Genomic DNA, 21,596 nt, shown 5'->3' with positions numbered 1-21,596 from the left:
ATGGAATGGAGGTGGGGATATGGTGAAGAAACCGCTGAACGCGGATGCTTACATACAGCATTTATATATTTATTTGAACGAATCCGATCATTTTGCCTTATTCAGTGGACTTACCTTCGCCCATTTTTTGGACGCCATGAAATTGCCTAAAAACCTGTTATTGTTGAAGCACCCGTATGAAGATGCCTCTTTCAACATGCATACCCATATGGAATTTGCTACGCAAGAAGAGTTTGGGCAGCTGCGGAAAGCACGTGCAAACAAAAAAAGCGAGTTCTGCTGGGTCGATTTTAAAAACGAAAAACAATTGAACTCCCTGACGCCTCAAGAACAAGCGGAATTGCTGTATATCGGCCATAAAAAAGAACCGGTTAAATCGCCGTTCTATGCCACGCTGCAAAATGAATTTGTCTATCTGTCCAGCGAAGAAGAAGAAACCACAAAAATATACTTCCGCAATTTAGAACGCCTGAATGAGCTTGTCGGAAATTATTTTACGTATTTGATTCGGCGCGAAGAAAACGGACAAAATTTTTGGCGCCGAAAATCAAAAGACCTGATTCCTGAATTGCCTACCGACATCCTGAAATCCTTGAAAAAGAATTACAGAGAAGGCGTACTCATTTCATTGGTGGACCCCGAAAAAACAAAAAATACAATCGAGTTGCATATCCGGCCGGTCGAGGAGATTTCCTTTTTGGATGAATTCTGGTCCGACATCGAGGAATACACCAAACAAGGGATTTCGCGAAAAATCATTTATGACAGAAAACAGAAAGTGTGGCAATGATACCTGGAAACAGGTATTATTTTTTTGGGCTGACAATAAGCCCGCGGTCAGAGAAAACGTAATCTGCAAATGAAAGAAGGCAATTAGATGGCTTGGATTTACCTTATGATTGCAGGGATAACGGAAATTATTTGGGCGATCGGCTTGAAACTGGCTGATGGTTTTACGAATGTTGTTCCTTCTATTGTCACATTGATTTTTATTGTCATCAGCTTTCTGCTGTTCGCTATAGCCATGAAGACCATTCCCATCGGTACAGCTTATGCGGTTTTTACAGGCATTGGGGCTGCAGGCACGGCGGTTCTCGGCATTTGGTTATTTGATGAGAATGCAAGTTTGGAAAAGCTGTTCTTTTTAGGCTTGCTGCTGTTCGGAATCATCGGTTTAAAGGTAATGGATGGAAAAGAAGCTTCCGGTAAGGGCGTGGAATCATGATGGCTTGGTTGATTTTGATTGCCGCTGGATTATTTGAAGTGGCTTTTGTCACCACAATGAAATTATCGGATGGTTTTAAAGTGAAATTCTATACAGTCTTGACCATTTTATCTGGTGCACTCAGCTTTTATTTGCTGTCCCTCGCTTTGACGACGATTGCATTGGGGACAGGCTATGCTGTATGGACCGGCATTGGAGCGGCGGGCAGTGTCTTGGTCGGCATGCTGTTCTTTAAAGAAAGCCGGCAACCGGCGAAAATGTTTTTCCTGTCCTGCATCATTGCAGGTGTAGCCGGTCTGAAAATATTCGGCGGCTGACAGGAAAAAATTATTAGTCACCGTAGGTTCGTGATAAACTAAGCAATATGGAAAATGAAATGAGGTTTCTTTGATGAAAAAAAGAATTGGTTTATTATATGGAGGCAAATCGGCAGAGCATGAAGTTTCTCTGTCCACAGCCTTGGCAGTTACAAAAGCACTTGATTTTGATGCGTACGAAGTTTACCCAATCTACATTACGCATGACGGCGAATGGAGAAAAGGGGAACGCCTTGAAAAAATGGCGGAAACGATTGAACAGCTTCAATTGGCTGGCGATCTTTCCAAGCCGAATGACATTTCGAGCTTCCTTCCATTGCAAAGCGATAAAGCATTGGATGTCATTATTCCTTTATTGCATGGACCGAACGGGGAGGACGGCACTGTTCAAGGATTGCTGGAAGTGATGAATCTTCCTTACGTCGGAAACGGTGTCCTGGCTTCTTCGGCTGGTATGGACAAAGTAGTGATGAAGCAATTGTTCGAGCAGGCAGGTTTGAACCAGACTCCTTATGTGTACTTTATTAGAAGAGACTGGGAAACGAATCAGGATTTTTGGGTAGAGAAAGTAGAAGCGGAACTGGCTTGGCCGGTTTTCGTCAAACCTGCGAATTTGGGGTCGAGTGTCGGAATCAGCAAAGCGGATAACCGGGAAGAATTGGTTGCTGCAGTCAAAGAAGCGCTTAAGTATGACCGTAAAATCGTGGTGGAACAGGGCGTGGTTGCCCGTGAAATCGAAGTTGGCGTACTTGGAAACGACGAGCCTGAATGCTCAGTAGCCGGCGAAATCAAACCATTGAAAGCTTTCTATGATTACCAGGCAAAATACAAAGATGGCAATACGGCGATGGTCATACCAGCTGAATTGGACGAAACGGTCTATGCGAAGCTGGAAGAAGATGCTAAAAAAGCCTTTAAGATCTTAGATTGTTCAGGACTTGTCCGTGCGGACTTTTTTGTGACAGAGGCCAATGAAATCCTGATCAATGAAGTCAATACATTGCCAGGCTTCACGCCTTACAGCATGTTCCCGTTGCTATGGGAGAATACGGGGCTTCCGTATCCACAATTAATCGAACGCCTCGTTTCTTTGGCGATTGAACGGCACGAAGAAAAACAATTACTTCAAGTTAAAATAGATTGAGTGGAGAAGCCAAATGAAAAAAAAGATTGAGCAAGTAGCCAAATGGCTGGATATCAAAACGAATTTAAAAGGTCTGGACGTTACAGGGGTTTCGATCAACACAAGAACACTTAAACCGGGTGATCTGTTCATTCCTTTCCGTGGCGAACAAGTGAATGGGCATAAATACGTCCGTTCAGCCATCGAACTGGGGGCGTCTGCTTCCCTGTGGCAACGTGATGAACCAGGAGCACCGGATGATCTGCCTTTGCTTTTTGTCGATGATTGCGAAGTTGCGTTGCAGGAAATGGCCCGCGCATACCGCGACGAGCTGTCGGCGATCGTAATCGGAATCACCGGTTCAAACGGCAAGACATCGACAAAAGATTTGGTGGCAAGCGTTTTGAAACCTTATTTCAAAGTGCAAAAAACACAAGGCAACTTCAATAACGAGTTGGGTTTGCCGCTTACCATCCTGTCATTGGACGAAGACACGAAAGTCGCCGTTCTGGAAATGGGGATGAGCGGCAAAGGGCAAATAGAATTCTTATCTGAATTAGCTCGACCTGATTATGCAATCATCACCAACATCGGTGAGGCGCATTTGCAGGACTTGGGATCGCGTGAAGGCATTGCAGAAGCAAAATTCGAAATCACTGCAGGGCTTCAACAGCATGGAAAGCTTTTCTATGACGGCGATGAGCCTTTGCTGAAGCCGTTTATGGAAGACTTCCCCCAAGGCGTTTCGTTCGGATTCGATGACAATAACGAGTTGACGGTGACGGACATCAAAGCTACCGAAAATGGCAGCAGCTTTATGGTGAGCGGAATTATAGATGCAGCTTTCACAATTCCGGTTTTAGGTGAGCACCAGGTGAAAAACACCTTAGCAGCCATTTTGATCGCTCTGGAAGCTGGATTGTCAGAAGAACAAATTCGTAAATCCTTGAAGGATGCGGTATTGACGGATATGCGTATGCAGATGATCCAAGCGGACAATGGCGCCATTTTTATAAATGATGCTTATAACGCTGCACCTTCATCAATGAAAGCAGCTTTGAATTTCATTCGCGAAACGACGATGAAAGATAAAAAATGGATTGTCCTTGGCGATATGCTTGAACTTGGAGATGACGAGCAAAGCTATCACGAAGGGCTCAGTAAATACATTTCCGATAACTTAAAAGGTGTCTGTTTGTATGGCCCACGTATGAAGTGGCTTTACGATGAGTTGAAGCCTGTCTATGGAGGCAAATTGATCTGGAGCGAAAATGATTACGCACCGATTGTCGACTTTTTGAAAAAATACATCAATAATGATGCGGTCATTTTAGTGAAAGGCTCGCGTGGCATGGCTTTGGAGAATGTCATTGAACCGTTTACTGCTCAATAATGTCTGCAGCAATGCCGTTGATGGCGAATAAAAAAGCGCAGCCTGCTCCATTAGCTATGGGCAAGCAGCGAAAAGAGGGAAATGATTTGAAGACCGGCGTTCTTTGTATCCACGGTTTTACAGGAGGTCCGTTTGAAGTTGAACCATTTGCTGATTTTTTGGTTGATCAAACCGATTGGATCGTAGAAATACCGACGCTTCCAGGGCATGGTGAAAAGCTGGCATTAAAGAGCATTTCAGCTGAAAGCTGGATGATGGAAGCGGAACTTGCGTTAAAAAGATTGAAGAAAGTCGCGGATCGTATTATTGTTGTCGGATTCTCGATGGGCGGGTTGATCGCTATGTATTTGGCGATGCGCTACAAGGTGGACCGGCTGGTCCTGCTGAGTGCCGCTGCCAAATATATTAGTCCGGCGCAAATTTTTGTAGAAGTGCAGGATGCTATGAGAGATGTGCTAGCCGGAAAAATTGCGGAAAATGCATCTTTTCATCTTTACGAATACAAGCTGATGAATACGCCCATCAGTTCAGCTGTCGAATTTCTGCGTGTAGTAAAGATGGTCCAGCCCTATTACGATAAGATCAAAGTTCCGGTTTGTATTGTCCAAGGCGGCAAGGATAGTGTTGTCCCGGCTTCAGCAGCGGATTTCATCTACGATCATATCGGGTCGGCTGAAAAACACATGATCCACTCGGAAACGGGGAAGCATCTGATCTGCTACAGCGATGATTGCGACGATTGGTTTAGAGAAGTTTTGGAGTTTATGAATAAAGGCGCAGATTAAACTGATTATTAGAACCTTTGTGTATTGATTGCAAATAGAGGGGATACGTGTTATTCTTTTGAAAGCAATGGATACATTTTTGAAACACTCTTCCCTGTGAAGAGTATTTTTTTGAGCAAAACGGTTTGTTCTATAGATAGGGCATCAAACACCCGCCGATCAGACCGCTCGGCAAAGCCCGAGCTTTTCCTGTTCACACATCCCCTCTGACTTAAAACTACAGAGTATGATTTTCGACGTGAAACTTCCTCATAAAGGCTCGACCTTGTCACTAATTCATCTAAAATGTACACCATTTGTAAATAAGATGAAGACAAAAGGAGATTGAAAAAATTTGGTTAAATTTTCAGAGTTAAATATCAGCGAAACAACTTTAAAGTCCGTAAAACGTATGGGGTTTGAAGAAGCAACACCGATTCAAGAGGGCACAATCCGTCTTGGAATGGAAGGCAAGGACATCATTGGACAAGCACAAACCGGTACTGGTAAAACAACCGCTTTCGGGATTCCTTTGATTGAAAAAATCGACACTAAAGACGGTAATGTTCAAGGATTGATCATCGCACCAACACGCGAATTGGCAATCCAGGTTTCTGAAGAACTTTACAGATTGGGCCAAGATAAAAACGTGCGTATTCTTTCAGTATACGGCGGCCAAGAAATAAGCCGACAAATCCGTGCACTTAAAAACCGCCCGCAAATTATCGTTGGTACTCCAGGACGTCTATTAGACCATATCAACCGCCGTACTCTTAAATTGGATAATGTAAACACATTGATCCTTGACGAAGCAGACGAAATGTTGAACATGGGCTTTATCGAAGACATTCAAACAATCATGGCAAGTGTTCCTGATACTCGCCAAACATTGTTGTTCTCAGCGACTATGCCGGATGCAATCCGCCGTATTGCAGAGAAATTCATGAAAACTCCTGAAATCGTTAAAATCAAATCAAAAGAAATGACTGTTGAAAACATTGAGCAATTCTATGTTAAATCAGTAGAACGCGAAAAATTCGACATTCTTTCACGTCTTTTGAATGTTCAACAGCCTGAACTGGCAATCATTTTCGGACGTACAAAACGCCGTGTTGACGAATTAGCTAAAGCTTTGAACATCCGTGGATACCTTGCAGAAGGAATTCATGGCGACTTGAGCCAAGCAAAACGTATGTCAGTTTTGAAACAGTTCAAAGCAGGCAAAATCGACATCCTAGTTGCAACAGACGTAGCAGCTCGTGGACTGGATATCTCAGGCGTATCACACGTATACAACTTTGATATTCCACAAGATCCTGAAAGCTATGTTCACCGTATCGGCCGTACTGGCCGTGCAGGTAAAAAAGGAGTCGCAGTCACGTTTGTAACACCTCGTGAAATGGGCTACTTGGGCATCGTTGAACGTACAACTAAGAAAAAAATGGAAGCTTTAGTTCCTCCAACTGCTGATGAGGCTGTACTTGGCCAAAAACGCGTTGCTATGGAGCAATTGCAAGAAATGACAGAGAAAAACAATCTAGGCGATTACCGTGAATTTGCGGCTAAAATGCTGGAAAACTTTGACGCTGTTGACTTAGTTGCTGCTGCAATTAAAACAATGACTAAAGAACCGGAAGATGTTCCAGTCTCTATTTCCGAAGAACGTCCTTTGCCATCACGCGGAGGCGGCGGATATAAAGGTAAAGGCGGAAGCGGACGCAGTGGCGGAGGCGGCGGCTATAAAGGCAACCGTTCTTCATCAGCACGCCCATCTTCAAGCCGTGGAGCAAGCTCAGGCGCAAGCCGTCGCCGTGAAGGCGGAAGCGGTGGCGGACGTCCAGGACGTACAACTCGCCGCAGCGAATCTTAATACCGATTATTTCAAGGGTGTATGCCGAACAGGAAACTGTTTGGGCATGCGCCCTTTTTTGCTGTCCAAATTTCATGTACAATTGGATGAAACGTTCCATTGGGTAAACCGTATAATGAATAGGGAAACGTGATTGGAGAGAAGAAAATGGATAACCAACCAAAAAATCAAATTTCACGAAAAGGACTGACGGTATGGCGTGTCTATGGAAGCATGGAAACGGCGGTCCTCGCATTGCTTGCGGTTGGAGCAGGTGTTTTAACATATTTTTTTGAATGGCCACAATGGCTTTATGCCCTTTATGGAGGGGTGATTCTGTTATTCGGTTTTCTGTTTATTTACCTGTTTCCGAAAATCCGGTGGCAACGCTGGCGTTACGAAGTGCGGGAACAAGAAATCGAATTGCAGCATGGATTGTTTGTGGTTACCCGGACACTCGTGCCGATGGTGCGTGTCCAGCACGTGGATACGGAACAAGGTCCGATTTTGCGGAAATACGATTTAGCGGAGATTTCGATATCCACAGCGGCGACCACACATACCATCCCAGCTTTGATCACTGCCGAAGCCGATGAACTGAGAGCCAGAATTTCCGTATTAGCAAGGGTGGCGGAAGATGATGTATGAAGAACGTTATAAACTGCACCCCATTTCTGCATTCATCAATTTCGTTAAAGGCTTAAAAGAATTGATTCTCCCGTTCATCATTATTTTCGGTGTCAATATATTCAGGGACGGCGGCGTCAGTTCAATGTTCAACCAAGGTTGGCAAGGCCTGATTCCAATCATAATAGGCAGTGTCGTTCTGGTATTCCTGTTGGTCGGCGGAATCATCAAGTGGAAACGTTTTGTCTATTGGTTTGAAGATGGGGAATTGCGTATTGAATATGGCTTGTTTGTAAAGAAAAAAAGATATATTCCGTTTGATCGGATCCAAAGCTTGAACTACACGGAAGGCATATTCCACCGTCCTCTTGGCTTAGTGAAAGTGAAAGTGGAAACAGCAGGCTCCGGAAAAGTAGGTCAGGCGGAAGCGGAACTGACAGCAATTTCGAGAGAAGATGCGGATCGCATTGAAAACGAAATGGAAAAAGCTAAACGCCAGCTTCCTGAAGAAACGGCCGCAGAAATGGGGCCGCATGAACAAGTCGAGCCACTTCCGAAAAAAGAAGCAAAAGTGCTTTACCGGATGTCGATGAAAGAACTGCTGATTCTGGCAACAACGTCCGGCGGCATCGGTGTGGTAATTTCAGCAGTGGCAATCTTCTTATCGCAGTTTTCCGAATTGATTCCTTATGATGCCATTTACGAAGAAGTGATGCTGTTTCTGCGTTTTGGAGCATTGATTGTAGCGTTGACGATCTTTTTTGTCCTGTTGGTGGCATGGGTTATTTCGGTCATTATGACTATTTTTGCGAATTACCAATTTACCATTCAGCGGGATGAAGACCATATCTATATCACTAGGGGATTGCTGGAAAAGAAAAAGGTTTCTGTCCCTCTCAAGCGCGTTCAAGGCATTAAAGTGAGCCAAAATCCACTGCGTGAACTTTTCGGATATGCGACAGTAATGGTGGAGAGTGCAGGAGGGTCTATTGGCGATAAAGATGAAAAAATCCGCCTGTTTCCTTTGGTGAAAACAGAACGGATGATTCCAATATTGGCAGAGCTGTTTCCGGAGCTGGAATGGACACCCGAGCTGGTCAAGGCACCAAAACGAAGCGTCCACTTTTTCTATCGCCTCGACTTGCTTTGGTTCTCGCCGGTATTCGCAGCTTTAGGGTATTTTTTCTATCCGTATGGCCTCTTGGCGTTGATTATCGTGCCAATTGTTGTGGTTATCGGAATTTGGCAGCATCGGACGGTGGGCTATGCGCTGGCAGATAAACAATTGACGATGCAATTCAGAGGGATCAGCAAGCATCGATTCTTTATGCTGAAGAAACGCGTGCAGGTTGTGCAGGTGACGCAAAGTTATTTCCAGCGCCGCAAAGAGCTGGCTTCTATAAATTCAACGATCAAATCCGGGATGATGGGAGCGACTGCATCAACTCCCCATATGGAAAAAGCCGATGCCAGCCGCATTCTTGCCTGGTTTGAACCTTCCGGCAACAAAGAGTTGAAGCATTGAATCAACCCGAATTCTTGACATAAAAAAGCAGCCGGAATCATGATTCCGGCTGTCTTTATTTTTTTGCGCGCCAACTGACGATCCGTTTCGGATGGAAATAACTGAGGCCGATTAAAAATCCGGTGATCATTCCAGCGATATGGGCCGTGACGTTGACGTTCGGTGTCAAGAAAGTCATGACTATACTAATGACGATAATTGGGAGTATAATTTGTTTGAGCTGAGGCAATGCGCGTCCGCCGTAGTACACCAATGCGCCAAATGCGCCAAACACTCCAAAAATCGCTCCGCTTGCTCCTACATGGGCATAATCGAGCGGCTGCAAAAAGTAAGTGGCCGCTGATGCGAAGAATCCAGCTACCAGGTAAATCGTGATAAAGCGGACTTTGCCGGTCAAACGTTCCAATTCAGGTCCGAATAGGAACAATGAAAACATATTAAACAGCAGGTGCATCAATCCACCATGCAGAAACATCGGTGTAAAGAATCGCCACCATTGGCCTTCTGCAATGTAAAAATTCGAGCCAACTCCATAAAAATAAAGCAGTTCGCCAAAGACAGGTAACCACGTCAATACATAAACCAGTAAATTAAGGGCGATTAAAGTGGAAACGACCGGATACATACGCAAGTATTGCTTAAAGCTTTCTGTTCGAATAAACATTTTGTCACCTCTATTTCATATTTCTAATTATACCTGTTACCTGTTTGCGATTGAAAGGAGAAACATTTATGATTACAGGAATCGGTTTGGATATCGTGGAACTTTCACGAATCCATCGGTTGGATGCCCGGTCGCCTAAGTTTCGTGAACGTGTACTGACTGAATCTGAGCTGGCCGAATACGGGCAGTTGACAGCAGCCAGAAAAGTGGAATTTTTGGCAGGGCGCTTTGCGGCAAAAGAGGCATTCTCCAAAGCCAATGGAACTGGAATTGGCGGTGCCTGTTCTTTTCAGGATATTGAAATCAGAAAAGACGCCAAAGGTAAGCCTTCCATCTATTTTCGGAATACAGAAACCGGTATGGTTTCCATCACTCATTCAAAGGACTTTGCAGCAGCGCAGGTTCTATTGCAGACAAATTATTAAGGCGGTGTAACGATGACAGAAAATTATCGGCCGACAAAAGCGGTCATTGATTTAGGTGCAATCAAAAAGAATTTATCAGCTTTTCAGCAAAGAAGCGGAGGTGCGGAAGTAATCGCAGTGGTCAAAGCGGACGCATACGGACATGGGGTTCTGGCAGTAGCGAAGACAGCGATTGAAAATGGTGTCCGCTTGTTGGCAGTGGCGACTCCGGACGAGGCTCTTTACCTGCGAGAACAAGGGGTCAGCACAGACTTGCTGATCCTCGGGGCGACTCCTCCGAATTTCATTCAAGTCGCGCAGCGGCATAACATTATCGTAACCGCTGTTTCCCTCGACTGGCTGGCAATGGCGTCCGTGAATGTGGCGCCGGAACTGCATACGCTGAAGATCCATTTGAAAGTGGACACCGGAATGCGGCGTATCGGTGTTCAATTGGACGAAGTAGACGAGGCGCTTGAATTTATCGCCGATCATGAATTTGGTTTTGAAGGCGTCTTTACTCATTTTGCCACGGCCGATGAAGCGGACTCTGGGTTGTTTCTGGAGCAAGTGCGTGCAATGAACAGCGTCATTGATAAATTGGCTGATCCTTCTATCATGGTCCACGTTTCCAATAGTGCTGCCGCCATCATGCACCCGGAGATGTCATTTGACGCGGTGCGTGTAGGGATTTCGTTGTATGGCATTGCACCGTCTCCTTATGTAGGCAAAGAAATGCCTTTTGAATTGCATCCGGCTCTAAGTCTGGAAACAGAAATTATTCACGTGAAAAAAGTGAAAGCAGGACAGGCGCTGAGCTATGGAGCTACCTATCAGGCTGAACAGGATGAATGGATTGCAACGTTGCCGATCGGCTATGCGGACGGAATGCTGCGCGGCTTGCAAGGGCAGGAAGTTTTGGTGAAAGGTCAGCGTGTTCCGGTTGTGGGCCGGATTTGCATGGATCAGTGCATGATCCGCATTTCTGAAAAACTGCCGATCGGAGAAAAAGTTCAATTGATCGGCAGTCAGGCAGGACAACGGATTTTTATTGACGAATGGGCACGGAAGCTTGATACCATCCCTTACGAAATCCCTTGTATTTTAACGAAACGGGTGCCTCGAGTATACTCGGACAGCACAGAAGTTTCCGATTTACCTTTTCAGGAACCCGATACAATGTTAAGATGAGAAAGATAAAGGCAGAAGAACGGGATTTTCGGAGGTGTCGGCTGTGTATCAGAAGTCAAAGACAAAAGAAGTGGTTGTTAAATTGCCAAAGCAATTTATCTCAGAGTTGACGACTCATTCAGATGAACGTGTTGAAGAAAGTGGAGATTATATCTACGTTTCCACACATCGAGTGACTAAAAATCTGTACGACTCATATCATATTCGGGAAGCGATGATCAAGGGCTACGTAGAGATGTCACAGATCAATCTATCGATTGCTTGTGAATGTTCTCACGCTGAGTACGAAGCGGAGCACACGACAGTGCGACTCGTAAGCGGAGGGTGACAACTTGATTGTAAAACGCGGGGATGTCTTTTTTGCAGAATTATCACCAGTTGTCGGGTCTGAGCAAGGTGGGACCCGCCCTGTCCTGGTGATTCAAAACGATATAGGTAATCGTTTCAGTCCTACTGTCATCATAGCTGCAATTACAGCACAGATTCAAAAAGCCAAATTGCCGACTCATGTAGAAATCAACGCCAAGAAATATGGCTTTGAACGTGATTCAGTTATTCTGCTTGAACAATTGCGGACTATTGATAAGTCGCGGCTGACCGATAAAATTACCCAGCTTGATGATACATTGATGGAAAAAGTGGACGAGGCGCTGGAAATCAGTGTAGGCCTTGTTAAATTCTAATCATACATACTCCTACAAAGACACCTTGAGAGCTTTTTCTCAGGGTGTTTTTTCTTGAAAATGGCTGTGCCGACAAAAAAGATGTGAAAAAAATGAATTTCCGATACAATAAAGAGTAGCAGATAAAATTTGAGATACATAGTGTCACAGGGAGGGTTTTTGATCCATATGAATAAACAGATGGCTCAATATATACAAGGCAACTTAACAGAGATTATTTCAAACTGGCAGGAAAAAATGAAAAACGAGAAAGATGAACGCGCTTTTCAAGTGATGCCTGTTGAATTGATGAATCAGACTAGCCATGAATTTGCGGAGCTGATGATATCCAATTTATTAGAAAGCCATCAGGCTTATGAAAGCCGAGTCAATGATTTTGCGGAAAAGGTAGTTCGCCTTGGCTGGTCCATCACCTTTGTTACAAAAGCGATCAATCATTTTGCGGAAATCGTCTATGAAGGAATGGTCCGGGAAGAAATCATTAACGAAGGGAATATCAAACCGTTTGTAGATGAATTCAGCAACTGGATTTCACCGATTCGGGACAGCACCATTCAGGCTTATTCCAAAACGTGGGAACGTACGGTCAGCCTTCAAAAGATTGCTTTGCAGGAGTTATCAGCCTCGCTGATTCCGGTTTTTGAAAAAGTTTCCGTAATGCCGCTCGTAGGGACGATTGATACGGAACGCGCAAAATTGATTATGGAAAACTTGTTGGAAGGTGTCGTCAAGCACCGTGCAGAAGTTGTATTGCTTGATATCACCGGTGTTCCGGTTGTAGATACAATGGTCGCCCATCACATTATCCAGGCAGCGGATGCTGTCCGTCTGGTTGGAGCGAAGTGTATGCTTGTCGGAATTCGTCCTGAGATTGCTCAGACGATTGTCACGCTCGGCATTAACTTGAATGATTTTACGACAACAAGTACGTTGCAGCGAGGCGTAGAACAGGCATTGGCTTGGACAAACCGAAAGATCGTGGAGGTTGAGGACTGATGAATTTTAGAATTCCAATTTTAAAGTTACGAGATACATTAATTGTTTCAATCCAATGGGAGCTTGATGATCAGACGGCTCTTCAATTTCAAGAGGATCTACTGACTAAATTGCACGAAACAAGTGCGCGAGGTGTAGTCATCGATTTAACATCCATCGATTTTATCGACTCATTTATTGCGAAAGTTCTTGGAGACGTCATCAGCATGTCAAGCTTGATGGGGGCCCGAGTAGTCATTACCGGTATCCAGCCAGCAGTCGCTATCACTTTGATCGAGTTGGGAATTCGACTAGAAGACGTTATGACAGCACTAGATTTAGAAAATGGCTTGGATAAACTTCAATTGGAATTGGAGGCTTAAACATGAGCGACCAGTCCTCGGTGGAAATTTTGACAGAATGGGATATTGTGGCTGCAAGACAACTCGGACGCAATGTGGCGAAAGAGCTTGGATTTGGCACAGTTGATCAGGCCCGTATTACAACGGCTATCAGCGAGCTTGCCCGCAATATATATTTATATGCCGGAAAAGGCAGGATTGAAATACAACAGTTAACAGAAAATGGCATCAAAGGAATCTTAATCATAGCTGCAGACAGCGGCCCGGGAATTCCTGATATCCGCAAAGTGATGGAAGATGGATTTACAACTTCCGGCGGGTTAGGAGCAGGATTGCCTGGTGTCAAACGCTTAATGGATGACTTTAAGATTGAAACAATATTAGGCGAGGGTACAGATATAAGAGCTACTAAGTGGCTTCGTTAGGGGGAAAACCCAATGGCTCAAGAAATTGAGAATCAATACAAAGAGATTTTAAATGAATATATGAAAAAACAGACAGAACAAAATCTGTATGTCGGCCAAAATTTTAGCCGGCAGCTGATTTTGGAAAATATTGCACCTGAAGAAGTCATCAGCATGCACAAAGCGGCAATTCAAGAGTTATACAGTGAATTGCCGGAAGTGGTGTGGCATTCATTTGATTTTCTGATTGAAATGATGATTAATTATGGGTTAGCGTTGCAAGAACGCCAAAGCTTACTCAAGCAGCAAGAAGAATTGAAAGTGGAAATGGATCTTGCTGCCAACGTTCAGGAAACCTTGCTGAAGACCAAATTGCCGTTGCTGGAAGGCTTGGATATCGGCCTTCTCTCTATTCCTGCGCGGAAAATGAATGGCGATTACATTTATTTTGTCAGTGACCATGATGGGTATGCTGGGGTGGCGGTTGCAGATGTAATCGGCAAAGGCCTTCCGGCTGCTCTTTGCATGTCTATGATCAAGTTTGGCATGGACAGCCTGAACAGTTCGCATGCACTTCCTAAAGATGTTTTGAGCGTCATCAACCGAATTGTGGAAAAAAGTGTCGATGACTCGATGTTCGTCTCCATGTTCTATAGCAATTACGATGCCAAGCAAGCGCGGTTGACCTATGGATCGGCAGGCCATGAACCAGCTATCCTCTACCGTGCTAAAGACAACGAATTCAGCGAGCTATTCGCCAAAGGCTTGCTGCTTGGAGTATCTCCTGCAGCAGTCTATGAAGAACATACCGTCGATTTGGAAAAAGGCGACTTGGTCATCATGATGACCGATGGGGTCACAGAGGGCCGTAATGAAGACGGCTTTATTGAGCGAGAAGTGATTTTTGAATTGATTGAACGGAAAAAAGATGAACCTGCGCAAAGCATTGTACAATACGTTTACGATGAGCTTGAGCGCATGCAAAATGCGCAATTCCAGGATGATTTCACATTGGTGATCTACAAAAAAGTATAAGGAATGTTTAGCAATGCGCTGATTGTGGTATTAATGCTTAGAACAGCTTTTTTTTAGCGGGGTTGAATTAAAAAAAACGGGGTGTCGAATTACAATGAATATTCAAGTTGACCTAACTGAATCAGACAATATTCTCGAGGGCTTTATCCGCGGTGAAATTGATGCGCACACTGCACCAGTCCTACGGGAAAAATTAGAAACTTATCAGAATCATCAAGGATTGAAAGCAGAGTTGGATCTTTCCAACGTTAATTATATGGACAGTACAGGATTAGGCGTTTTCGTAGCATTTTATAAATCAGTCAATGCGAATGGCGGACACGTAAAGTTAAAAGGACTTTCAGCCCGCTTGAAACGGCTTTTCGATATTACCGGTTTAGGCGATATTATGGATATCGAATCAGTCGGGAAGGGTGGTAACTAATATGCGTCCTTTCGATTATGTAGAAATGCGCGTTCCTGCCAAATCCCAATACGTTGGGGTTGCAAGACTTACCATTTCGGGGCTGGCCAGCCGCATTGGCTTTTCATTTGACGATATAGAAGATTTGAAGATTGCTTCAAGCGAAGCGGTGACCAATGCAGTTCAACACGCTTACGCAGAAGGCGAAGAAGGCGAAGTTGTCATCGGTTGCGCTTTATACGAAGACAAAATCGAGATTATGGTGGCGGATCATGGCCAAAGTTTCGACTTTGAAGAAACAAAGGCAAAAGTAGGTCCTTATCACGACCAAGAAGAAGGTGCTTTTCTTCGTGAAGGAGGTCTCGGCTTGTATTTGATTGAAACATTAATGGATGAAGTCAAAGTTCATCATCAAGAAGGCGTAACAATCTTCATGACAAAGCATGTTGAAGGAGAGCAGGTGGAGAAGGATGTCGAAACAGTCTCATCCTAATCAGCCTACTAAAGAGCAGGTGCTTGAGTGGATTGAAGCTTATCAAAAGACAGAAGATGAAGAAGCCCAGACAAATTTAGTGTTGAATTATAAACGTCTTGTTGAATCCATTGCGCGTAAGTATTCTAACGGTAAATCTTACCATGAAGATATCGCGCAAGTAGGCATGTTGGGACTTTTAGGAGCTATCAGACGCTACGACCCTTCATACGGACGTAGCTTTGAAGCTTTTGCTGTGCCTACAATTATTGGCGAAATCAAACGCTTTTTGCGCGATAAGACATGGGCAATCCATGTGCCGCGGCGCATAAAAGAGTTGGGGCCCCGTATTAAAGCGACGGTTGAAGTGTTGACTACAGAACTTCAGCGTTCACCGCAAGTATGGGAAATTGCCGAATACTTGGATGTCGATGAAGACGATGTATTAGAAGCGATGGAAATGGGCAAAAGCTATCAGGCACTTTCAATGGACCACTCTTTGGAGGCGGATTCAGATGGCAGTACCGTCACATTGTTTGACGTTGTAGGCCAGGAAGACGATGGTTACGAGAAAGCGGATCAGCGCATGCTTGTAGCTGAAGCGATGAATGTGCTTTCAGAACGGGAAAAGCAGATCATCCAATTCACTTACATAGAGCAGCTGAGCCAGAAAGAAGCTGGGGATAAACTCGGTATTTCTCAAATGCATGTATCCCGTTTGCAAAGAAAAGCCATCAAAAAATTGCAGGAAGCTATTTTAGCGGCTGGTGGGGTTTCGTAGTGGAGAAAATTCAGCATAGTTTTGTAGATGCTTTTATTTTCAACGAAGCAAAAAAAGGGAATCATGAATCCGGCGACAGTTACCATACGGTGTTGACGGATGATTACTTTATTTGCTCCGTAGCCGATGGACTAGGGAGTGGGCCTGTGGCGCGTGAATCGTCTCAGGTCATTCCGCAAATTTTGCGTGAATACCACCACGAAACAATCGATCAATTGATGTATCGATTCAACGGATTGATGCTCCAAAAACGTGGAGCTGCCGTAGCCATTTTTAAAGTTGATTTTAATAAAAAGACCCTTGAATACAGCTGTGTCGGCAATATCCGCTTTTATCTGTATCGCAAAGCGACGGATGAAATTATTTACCCATTGCCGGTTATGGGGTATTTATCAGGGCGCCCTCAAAAATTGCGCACTCAGCTATACACGTATGTGGAAGATGATTTGTTCTTGATTCATTCCGATGGAGTGGATTTAAGAAATCCAAAAGCCATGATGCGAAAAGCTGCAGTTCCTGAACAACTGTATCGAGATATATTGGCGTCTATCCAAACAGGTGACGACGCGACCTTTATAACAGGAAGTCTTCTCAAATGAGAAGGCTTTTTTTGTGGATTAAAAACCGTATAAGTTTACTTAAAATTCTGACAAAATTAAAAGGTATTTATTCTATAATTTGAAAGCGCTTTCTCATACAATTCAATTAGTACAAAAGCAGAACGGAAAGGGGAAGTGGGAACGAGTAGTTGAAAGGTAGAGTAATCGGAGCAAAAAAGAACAAACGAGGGGGTTGGCAAAATGGCGAAGATTAAAAAGGGATTAAGTTACGAAACGATACTGGTTATGCTTTTTTTCGTGGCATGGGGCTTTCTGTATTTGGATAGACAAGCAATTTCCATGCTCATGCCTTTTATTATTGAAGATATTGCATTAACGAATACGAAAATCGGCCAAATCAATATGTGGCAGACCATTGGCTTTGCGCTGGCAGCTCCGACGTTTGCAATTCTCTCAGATCGCCTCGGACATAAAAAGACCATCTTGTTTTGGGCGATGATCGTCACCTCCGTATTGGCGCTTCTGACCATGTTTGCGGAAACGTACACGTATATGCTGATTGTCCGGACCTTACTGGGAGCCAGTGAAGGGGTTATTCTTCCGATTTCGCTTTCACTTTTGGCCTCTGTCTCGCGTCCGACAACGCTGGGCCGCAACATGGGCTTAGTTTATGCGGGGGCTGCGGTAATTGGAGTGGCGATTGGGCCATTGGTCGTGACGCAATTGGGCGACTTATTCGGTTGGCGTTATGCGTTTTTATTCGTCAGTATTCCAAGTTTCATTGCAGCTTTGCTGATGCTTCGTTTTGTGAAACCGCCTGAAACTGTGGTGAAAACGGAAGCTGTTACTGCATTCAATGTCAGCACTATCTATAACAGTGTGAAAAACCGCAATATCCTGATTTGTATTTTGATCAGTATTTTCTGTATGGGTGCGATGTGGACATTTAATGCATTCTTGCCGCTGTATCTGACACAAGTGAGCCTATTGTCAAACACTCAAATGGGTTTGGTGTTCTCGCTGTTTGGTCTATTGACTATCATCTGGCAGATATTCATTCCTTACTCTTCTGATAAAATCGGCCGTAAACCAGCAATGACAGGGTACTTGGCTATGGCCATGGTAACACCTCTTGTTTTGTTCGTTTTCCCGCAATCCGCGGTAAGCTTGGTTGTTTTGGTGTTGCTGGGTGGAATTATCTTGGCGATGAATACACTTTACCAAAGCATCATTCCGGTAGAAAGTGTGCCTGTAGCGGTAATGGCTACAGCGAATGCATTGATTATGGGGATTGGTGAATTGGTGGGTGCCTTCTCGATTGGATTATCCGGCATATTGGCAGATTCCTTTGGATTGACCGCTGTTATGGTTGTCATTCCGATTTCCTACTTGATCGCTTTCCTTATTTCCTTCGGATTAATTGAAACATTAAAAGGAAAAGCAACCCGCAACAAACCGGCGCTGGTCGAAGTTCCGACAGAGACCTAAGAGAAAGGCGCTTTGCTTCCACTAAGAGAAAGCATTCTTTATAAAAGTACAATCCCATAATTAAGTTCAGCGTTTCTTTAAAATAGATCCAGTGAATAATGGAGGCCCTCAAAAAAGAGGGCTTTTTTCGTGTTTATATTACGGGTTGTTAATAGTAGCGGCAGCCCCTCTGACTGCTTGCGCTTTTCAGAATGTGTTAAAATGAAAGGGAACTGAAGGGAAGTGTCCAGATGGAAATGCAACAAATCCACACATTAATCGCAAAAGAAACGGGCGTACGAAACAACCAGGTTGCCCAGGTCATCGCATTGATTGAAGATGGCAATACTGTGCCGTTTATCGCGCGGTACCGGAAAGAGGCTACCGGATCTTTGGATGAAGTCCAAATCAAAGCAATTGACGACCGGTATACATACATTCAGAACTTAGAACAACGAAAAATAGATGTCATCCGTTCCATAGCGGAACAGGAAAAGCTGACAGATGAACTGGAAAAGGCGATTCACAATGCCACAGTCCTGCAGCGCGTTGAAGATTTATACCGGCCATACAAGCAAAAACGGCGGACCAAAGCGACCATCGCGAAGGAAAAAGGCTTGCAGCCATTAGCGGACTGGCTGATGGAACCTGGCAATGAAAAACTGGCTGACAAAGCGCAGGGATTTGTTGATGAGGAAGCCGGCGTAGCTTCAGCGGAAGAAGCGATTCAAGGGGCGCAGGATATTTTGGCGGAATTATTTGCAGATGATCCTGACATTCGGGAAAAAATCCGCTATATGACGCGAAAAGACGGAACCATTGCCACTGTCGCCAAGAAAAATCACGAGGATGAAAAACAAGTCTTTCAAATGTATTACGAATACGAAGAAGCTATCCAGAAAATCGTTCCGCACCGGATTTTAGCAATCAACCGCGGAGAAAAAGAGGATGTCTTGAAAGTATCCATTAATCCGCCTGTGGATCGCATCATCACATTGATGAAAAATAAATGGATGAAGCAGGCACGTCTGACCGGTGAAGTGGTCGCTGTGGCGATTGAAGACAGTTACAAGCGGCTAATCCAATCATCCGTTGAACGGGAAATCCGGACGGAGCTGAGCGAAAAAGGGGAAACGCAAGCCATCCACATTTTTTCGGAAAACTTGCGAAACCTTTTGCTGCAGCCTCCGATGAAAAACAAGATGGTATTAGGGGTCGATCCGGCTTACCGCACCGGTTGCAAATTGGCAGTTATCGATGAAACAGGAAAGCTGTTGGAAGTGGCAGTCATTTATCCGCATCCGCCGAAATCCGATCAAGCGGGTGCAAAGAAAATCATGGAGCGGTTAACGTCCAAATACCCGATTGAAATCATGGCGATCGGCAATGGCACCGCATCTCGGGAGACCGAGCAATTTGTAGCAGACTTTCTGTCGGAAACCTCGGCCGATATCTCATATGTGATCGTCAACGAAGCAGGGGCCAGCGTCTATTCGGCATCCGATATTGCCCGTGCTGAGTTTCCAGATTTAAAAGTTGAAGAGCGAAGTGCGGCATCGATTGCACGCCGTCTGCAAGATCCGTTGTCTGAATTGGTGAAGATCGATCCAAAAGCGGTCGGTGTCGGACAGTATCAGCACGACGTTTCCCAGAAGAAATTAGCGGATCAATTGACATTTGTGGTAGAGACTGCTGTTAACCAAGTCGGCGTCAACGTCAATTCGGCCTCTTCTTCTTTACTGCAATATGTGGCGGGCTTAAGTAAAACCGTGGCGGAAAACGTCATCAAGGTCCGTGATGAGAATGGCCGATTCACTTCGCGCGTTCAGCTTAAAAAGATTCCGCGCTTAGGAGCGAAAACCTATGAACAGGCAATCGGATTCCTACGGATCCCTGAAGGAAAGAATCCGCTCGATGCGACAGGCATTCATCCGGAGAGTTATGAAATTGCGGAAAAGCTGTTGAAGTTGGTTGGAGAAGATAAGAAATCGGTTGGAAAAGCAGGCATCTCTGAAAAATTGGAAGCACTCAAACTGACCGAGCTTAGCGAACGATGGGGAGTAGGGGAAGTTACGTTGAAAGATATTCTGGATGCGCTGAAGAAACCGTTCCGTGATCCGCGCGATGAATTCCCGCAACCACTATTGAAGAATGATATTCTGAAAATGGAAGATCTGCTGCCAGGGATGGAAGTGCAGGGAACAGTCCGCAACGTTGTGGACTTTGGTGCATTTGTTGATATCGGGGTGAAGCAGGATGGTCTCGTGCACATCTCGAAATTGAAAAAGGGCTTTGTGAAGCATCCGTTAGAAGTAGTGGCAGTGGGAGACATTGTCACAGCCTGGGTGGAAAAAGTGGAGAAAGACAAAGGGCGGATTGCTCTGACAATGCTCCAGCCAAAAGAGCAGACCCTTTAACCTTAAGCATAGGGGAGTTAATATGACGAACGAAGAATTAACTGGGCTGATCAAGGAGATTTCACTGGTGAGTTTTCGGAAACCCTTTCGGCATGAAGGTGTTTTCAATTCCAGGCTGCGGACGACAGGGGGCCGATATCTGTTGCGTTCGCATAATATCGAAATCAATCCAAGCTCTTATGAAAAGTTCGGCTATGCCGAACTTGAAGGCATTATTAAACACGAACTGTGCCATTATCATCTTCATATAGAAGGAAGAGGCTATAAGCATCGCGACAGGGACTTCCGGGAATTGTTGAAGGAAACCGGTTCGCCGCGCTTTTGTTCCACTTTGGAAAACAAAACGAGGCAGCGTCCTGTCAAGGCGTATCAGTACGAATGCGTTACGTGCAAAACGAAGTATCAGCGCAAGATCCGGATGAATACGGATCGTTACAGATGTGGACGTTGCTCAGGAAAACTGACAATGAAATGATAAACTGATAGAGTGGGGAGGCTGGCCAATCGCTGGCAGCCTCCCTTTTGCTATTGTTATTTCATGCACAATATTTAGCCGTGAAAAACAAATAATAAATTAAAGTGAAAAAGGTATTGACGATTCCTTCAGACCTCTTTATAATAGAAAAAGTCGACAAGTAATAAAACATTATTCCGAAGTAGCTCAGTGGTAGAGCACCGCACTGTTAATGCGATGGTCGTAGGTTCGAGTCCTACCTTCGGAGCCATTTATGGCCCCTTGGTCAAGCGGTTAAGACACCGCCCTTTCACGGCGGTAACACGGGTTCGAATCCCGTAGGGGTCACCATCTTATAAAAAACAATTAATCTGAAAAGTTATAGTTCGATAACTTCTGTGTTACACTAACACTCAAGCCAATCGAGTAGAATGAAACGAGTTATTGCTTTCGTTGCTTTTACAGAATGGTTATAAGGAAATTACAACTTTATTATTATTG

Annotated in this window: 25 protein-coding genes and 2 tRNA genes; 26 read left to right on the top strand and 1 reads right to left on the bottom strand. The window is 44.6% G+C overall.

Annotation, left to right across the window (positions count from 1 at the left end; genetic code table 11):
• Positions 1–19 precede the first annotated feature (19 nt).
• The 9 genes from QMA04_RS15045 (at position 20) to QMA04_RS15005 (ending at position 8,823) form a co-directional block, all read left to right on the top strand.
• The gene (locus QMA04_RS15045) at positions 20–790 is read left to right on the top strand and encodes a hypothetical protein (RefSeq protein WP_191715568.1); all 771 of its coding nucleotides are present in this window, start codon (positions 20–22) and stop codon (positions 788–790) included.
• A gap of 87 nt (positions 791–877) precedes the next feature.
• A complete protein-coding gene (locus QMA04_RS15040) occupies positions 878–1,225 on the top strand; it encodes a DMT family transporter (RefSeq protein ID WP_191715569.1) in 348 nt (115 codons plus the stop codon).
• The gene (locus QMA04_RS15035) at positions 1,225–1,542 is read left to right on the top strand and encodes a DMT family transporter (protein ID WP_191715608.1); all 318 of its coding nucleotides are present in this window, start codon (positions 1,225–1,227) and stop codon (positions 1,540–1,542) included. The genes QMA04_RS15040 and QMA04_RS15035 overlap by 1 nt, the downstream gene beginning before the upstream one ends.
• A gap of 73 nt (positions 1,543–1,615) precedes the next feature.
• On the top strand, positions 1,616–2,686 hold the full coding sequence (locus QMA04_RS15030) for a D-alanine--D-alanine ligase (RefSeq protein ID WP_191715570.1): 1,071 nt from the start codon (positions 1,616–1,618) through the stop codon (positions 2,684–2,686).
• Between the two features lie 13 nt (positions 2,687–2,699).
• Positions 2,700–4,058: a UDP-N-acetylmuramoyl-tripeptide--D-alanyl-D-alanine ligase gene (locus QMA04_RS15025; RefSeq protein WP_191715571.1), complete on the top strand. Its 1,359-nt coding sequence runs from the start codon at positions 2,700–2,702 to the stop codon at positions 4,056–4,058.
• Positions 4,059–4,144: 86 nt separating this feature from the next.
• The gene (locus tag QMA04_RS15020; protein WP_191715609.1) at positions 4,145–4,843 is read left to right on the top strand and encodes an alpha/beta hydrolase; all 699 of its coding nucleotides are present in this window, start codon (positions 4,145–4,147) and stop codon (positions 4,841–4,843) included.
• A gap of 334 nt (positions 4,844–5,177) precedes the next feature.
• The gene (gene cshA, locus QMA04_RS15015) at positions 5,178–6,692 is read left to right on the top strand and encodes a degradosome RNA helicase CshA (RefSeq protein ID WP_191715572.1); all 1,515 of its coding nucleotides are present in this window, start codon (positions 5,178–5,180) and stop codon (positions 6,690–6,692) included.
• Between the two features lie 147 nt (positions 6,693–6,839).
• Positions 6,840–7,319, top strand: a complete 480-nt coding sequence (locus QMA04_RS15010) for a PH domain-containing protein (protein WP_191715573.1) — start codon at positions 6,840–6,842, stop codon at positions 7,317–7,319.
• Positions 7,312–8,823 carry a PH domain-containing protein gene (locus tag QMA04_RS15005; RefSeq protein ID WP_191715610.1) on the top strand — a complete coding sequence of 504 codons (1,512 nt, stop codon included), beginning with the start codon at positions 7,312–7,314 and terminating at the stop codon, positions 8,821–8,823. Before QMA04_RS15010 ends, QMA04_RS15005 begins: the two co-directional genes overlap by 8 nt.
• 55 nt (positions 8,824–8,878) lie before the next feature.
• On the opposite strand, the gene QMA04_RS15000 is transcribed toward QMA04_RS15005, so the two are convergent.
• Complete coding sequence (locus tag QMA04_RS15000) at positions 8,879–9,487, bottom strand: rhomboid family intramembrane serine protease (RefSeq protein ID WP_191715574.1); 609 nt, start codon at positions 9,485–9,487, stop codon at positions 8,879–8,881.
• Positions 9,488–9,555: 68 nt separating this feature from the next.
• Here QMA04_RS15000 and acpS point away from each other — a divergent pair, with 68 nt between their 5' ends.
• The 17 genes from acpS (at position 9,556) to QMA04_RS14915 (ending at position 21,446) form a co-directional block, all read left to right on the top strand.
• Complete coding sequence (acpS, locus tag QMA04_RS14995) at positions 9,556–9,912, top strand: holo-ACP synthase (protein WP_191715575.1); 357 nt, start codon at positions 9,556–9,558, stop codon at positions 9,910–9,912.
• A gap of 12 nt (positions 9,913–9,924) precedes the next feature.
• The gene (gene alr / locus QMA04_RS14990) at positions 9,925–11,082 is read left to right on the top strand and encodes an alanine racemase (protein ID WP_290186725.1); all 1,158 of its coding nucleotides are present in this window, start codon (positions 9,925–9,927) and stop codon (positions 11,080–11,082) included.
• Positions 11,083–11,125: 43 nt separating this feature from the next.
• Positions 11,126–11,410 carry a transcriptional regulator gene (locus tag QMA04_RS14985; RefSeq protein WP_191715577.1) on the top strand — a complete coding sequence of 95 codons (285 nt, stop codon included), beginning with the start codon at positions 11,126–11,128 and terminating at the stop codon, positions 11,408–11,410.
• A 4-nt stretch (positions 11,411–11,414) separates the two neighbouring features.
• Positions 11,415–11,765 (top strand): type II toxin-antitoxin system PemK/MazF family toxin, encoded by a 351-nt coding sequence (locus QMA04_RS14980; protein ID WP_008432415.1) that lies wholly within the window; start codon positions 11,415–11,417, stop codon positions 11,763–11,765.
• A gap of 168 nt (positions 11,766–11,933) precedes the next feature.
• Positions 11,934–12,761: an RsbT co-antagonist protein RsbRA gene (locus tag QMA04_RS14975; protein ID WP_191715578.1), complete on the top strand. Its 828-nt coding sequence runs from the start codon at positions 11,934–11,936 to the stop codon at positions 12,759–12,761.
• Positions 12,761–13,123, top strand: coding sequence for an STAS domain-containing protein (locus tag QMA04_RS14970; protein ID WP_008432419.1), 363 nt, complete (start codon positions 12,761–12,763; stop codon positions 13,121–13,123). The genes QMA04_RS14975 and QMA04_RS14970 overlap by 1 nt, the downstream gene beginning before the upstream one ends.
• Before the next feature lie 2 nt (positions 13,124–13,125).
• Complete coding sequence (locus QMA04_RS14965) at positions 13,126–13,527, top strand: anti-sigma regulatory factor (RefSeq protein WP_006830184.1); 402 nt, start codon at positions 13,126–13,128, stop codon at positions 13,525–13,527.
• Between the two features lie 12 nt (positions 13,528–13,539).
• Entirely contained in the window at positions 13,540–14,541 is a 1,002-nt protein-coding gene (locus tag QMA04_RS14960; RefSeq protein WP_191715579.1) for a PP2C family protein-serine/threonine phosphatase, read from the top strand.
• A 94-nt stretch (positions 14,542–14,635) separates the two neighbouring features.
• Entirely contained in the window at positions 14,636–14,965 is a 330-nt protein-coding gene (locus tag QMA04_RS14955) for an anti-sigma factor antagonist (protein WP_290186722.1), read from the top strand.
• A gap of 1 nt (position 14,966) precedes the next feature.
• Positions 14,967–15,437, top strand: coding sequence for an anti-sigma B factor RsbW (gene rsbW / locus QMA04_RS14950; RefSeq protein ID WP_191715581.1), 471 nt, complete (start codon positions 14,967–14,969; stop codon positions 15,435–15,437).
• Positions 15,415–16,197, top strand: a complete 783-nt coding sequence (gene sigB / locus QMA04_RS14945) for an RNA polymerase sigma factor SigB (protein WP_191715582.1) — start codon at positions 15,415–15,417, stop codon at positions 16,195–16,197. The genes rsbW and sigB overlap by 23 nt, the downstream gene beginning before the upstream one ends.
• The gene (locus tag QMA04_RS14940) at positions 16,197–16,796 is read left to right on the top strand and encodes a PP2C family serine/threonine-protein phosphatase (protein ID WP_191715583.1); all 600 of its coding nucleotides are present in this window, start codon (positions 16,197–16,199) and stop codon (positions 16,794–16,796) included. Before sigB ends, QMA04_RS14940 begins: the two co-directional genes overlap by 1 nt.
• 201 nt (positions 16,797–16,997) lie before the next feature.
• A complete protein-coding gene (locus QMA04_RS14935) occupies positions 16,998–18,245 on the top strand; it encodes an MFS transporter (RefSeq protein WP_203340418.1) in 1,248 nt (415 codons plus the stop codon).
• Positions 18,246–18,475: 230 nt separating this feature from the next.
• Positions 18,476–20,641, top strand: coding sequence for a Tex family protein (locus tag QMA04_RS14930; protein ID WP_290186720.1), 2,166 nt, complete (start codon positions 18,476–18,478; stop codon positions 20,639–20,641).
• A gap of 22 nt (positions 20,642–20,663) precedes the next feature.
• A complete protein-coding gene (locus QMA04_RS14925; protein WP_203340417.1) occupies positions 20,664–21,116 on the top strand; it encodes a SprT family protein in 453 nt (150 codons plus the stop codon).
• A gap of 175 nt (positions 21,117–21,291) precedes the next feature.
• Positions 21,292–21,366: transfer RNA gene (locus QMA04_RS14920), tRNA-Asn, on the top strand.
• 5 nt (positions 21,367–21,371) lie between these two features.
• Positions 21,372–21,446: transfer RNA gene (locus QMA04_RS14915), tRNA-Glu, on the top strand.
• Positions 21,447–21,596 lie beyond the last annotated feature (150 nt).

It is taken from the genome of Planococcus sp. APC 3900 (genome assembly GCF_030407735.1).
In the GTDB taxonomy this organism is placed as follows: Bacteria; Bacillota; Bacilli; order Bacillales_A; family Planococcaceae; genus Planococcus; species Planococcus notacanthi.
The sequence above is the reverse complement of the archived record's forward strand: the minus strand, read 5'-3'. Positions and strand labels throughout refer to the sequence as shown.

Coding starts and splice junctions, on each gene's coding strand:
- QMA04_RS15045 (WP_191715568.1), top strand. CDS start 20: ATGGTGAAGAAACCGCTGAACGCGGATGCTTACATACAGCATTTATAT.
- QMA04_RS15040 (WP_191715569.1), top strand. CDS start 878: ATGGCTTGGATTTACCTTATGATTGCAGGGATAACGGAAATTATTTGG.
- QMA04_RS15035 (WP_191715608.1), top strand. CDS start 1,225: ATGGCTTGGTTGATTTTGATTGCCGCTGGATTATTTGAAGTGGCTTTT.
- QMA04_RS15030 (WP_191715570.1), top strand. CDS start 1,616: ATGAAAAAAAGAATTGGTTTATTATATGGAGGCAAATCGGCAGAGCAT.
- QMA04_RS15025 (WP_191715571.1), top strand. CDS start 2,700: ATGAAAAAAAAGATTGAGCAAGTAGCCAAATGGCTGGATATCAAAACG.
- QMA04_RS15010 (WP_191715573.1), top strand. CDS start 6,840: ATGGATAACCAACCAAAAAATCAAATTTCACGAAAAGGACTGACGGTA.
- QMA04_RS15005 (WP_191715610.1), top strand. CDS start 7,312: ATGTATGAAGAACGTTATAAACTGCACCCCATTTCTGCATTCATCAAT.
- QMA04_RS15000 (WP_191715574.1), bottom strand. CDS start 9,487: ATGTTTATTCGAACAGAAAGCTTTAAGCAATACTTGCGTATGTATCCG.
- acpS (WP_191715575.1), top strand. CDS start 9,556: ATGATTACAGGAATCGGTTTGGATATCGTGGAACTTTCACGAATCCAT.
- alr (WP_290186725.1), top strand. CDS start 9,925: ATGACAGAAAATTATCGGCCGACAAAAGCGGTCATTGATTTAGGTGCA.
- QMA04_RS14975 (WP_191715578.1), top strand. CDS start 11,934: ATGAATAAACAGATGGCTCAATATATACAAGGCAACTTAACAGAGATT.
- QMA04_RS14970 (WP_008432419.1), top strand. CDS start 12,761: ATGAATTTTAGAATTCCAATTTTAAAGTTACGAGATACATTAATTGTT.
- QMA04_RS14965 (WP_006830184.1), top strand. CDS start 13,126: ATGAGCGACCAGTCCTCGGTGGAAATTTTGACAGAATGGGATATTGTG.
- QMA04_RS14960 (WP_191715579.1), top strand. CDS start 13,540: ATGGCTCAAGAAATTGAGAATCAATACAAAGAGATTTTAAATGAATAT.
- QMA04_RS14955 (WP_290186722.1), top strand. CDS start 14,636: ATGAATATTCAAGTTGACCTAACTGAATCAGACAATATTCTCGAGGGC.
- rsbW (WP_191715581.1), top strand. CDS start 14,967: ATGCGTCCTTTCGATTATGTAGAAATGCGCGTTCCTGCCAAATCCCAA.
- sigB (WP_191715582.1), top strand. CDS start 15,415: ATGTCGAAACAGTCTCATCCTAATCAGCCTACTAAAGAGCAGGTGCTT.
- QMA04_RS14935 (WP_203340418.1), top strand. CDS start 16,998: ATGGCGAAGATTAAAAAGGGATTAAGTTACGAAACGATACTGGTTATG.
- QMA04_RS14930 (WP_290186720.1), top strand. CDS start 18,476: ATGGAAATGCAACAAATCCACACATTAATCGCAAAAGAAACGGGCGTA.
- QMA04_RS14925 (WP_203340417.1), top strand. CDS start 20,664: ATGACGAACGAAGAATTAACTGGGCTGATCAAGGAGATTTCACTGGTG.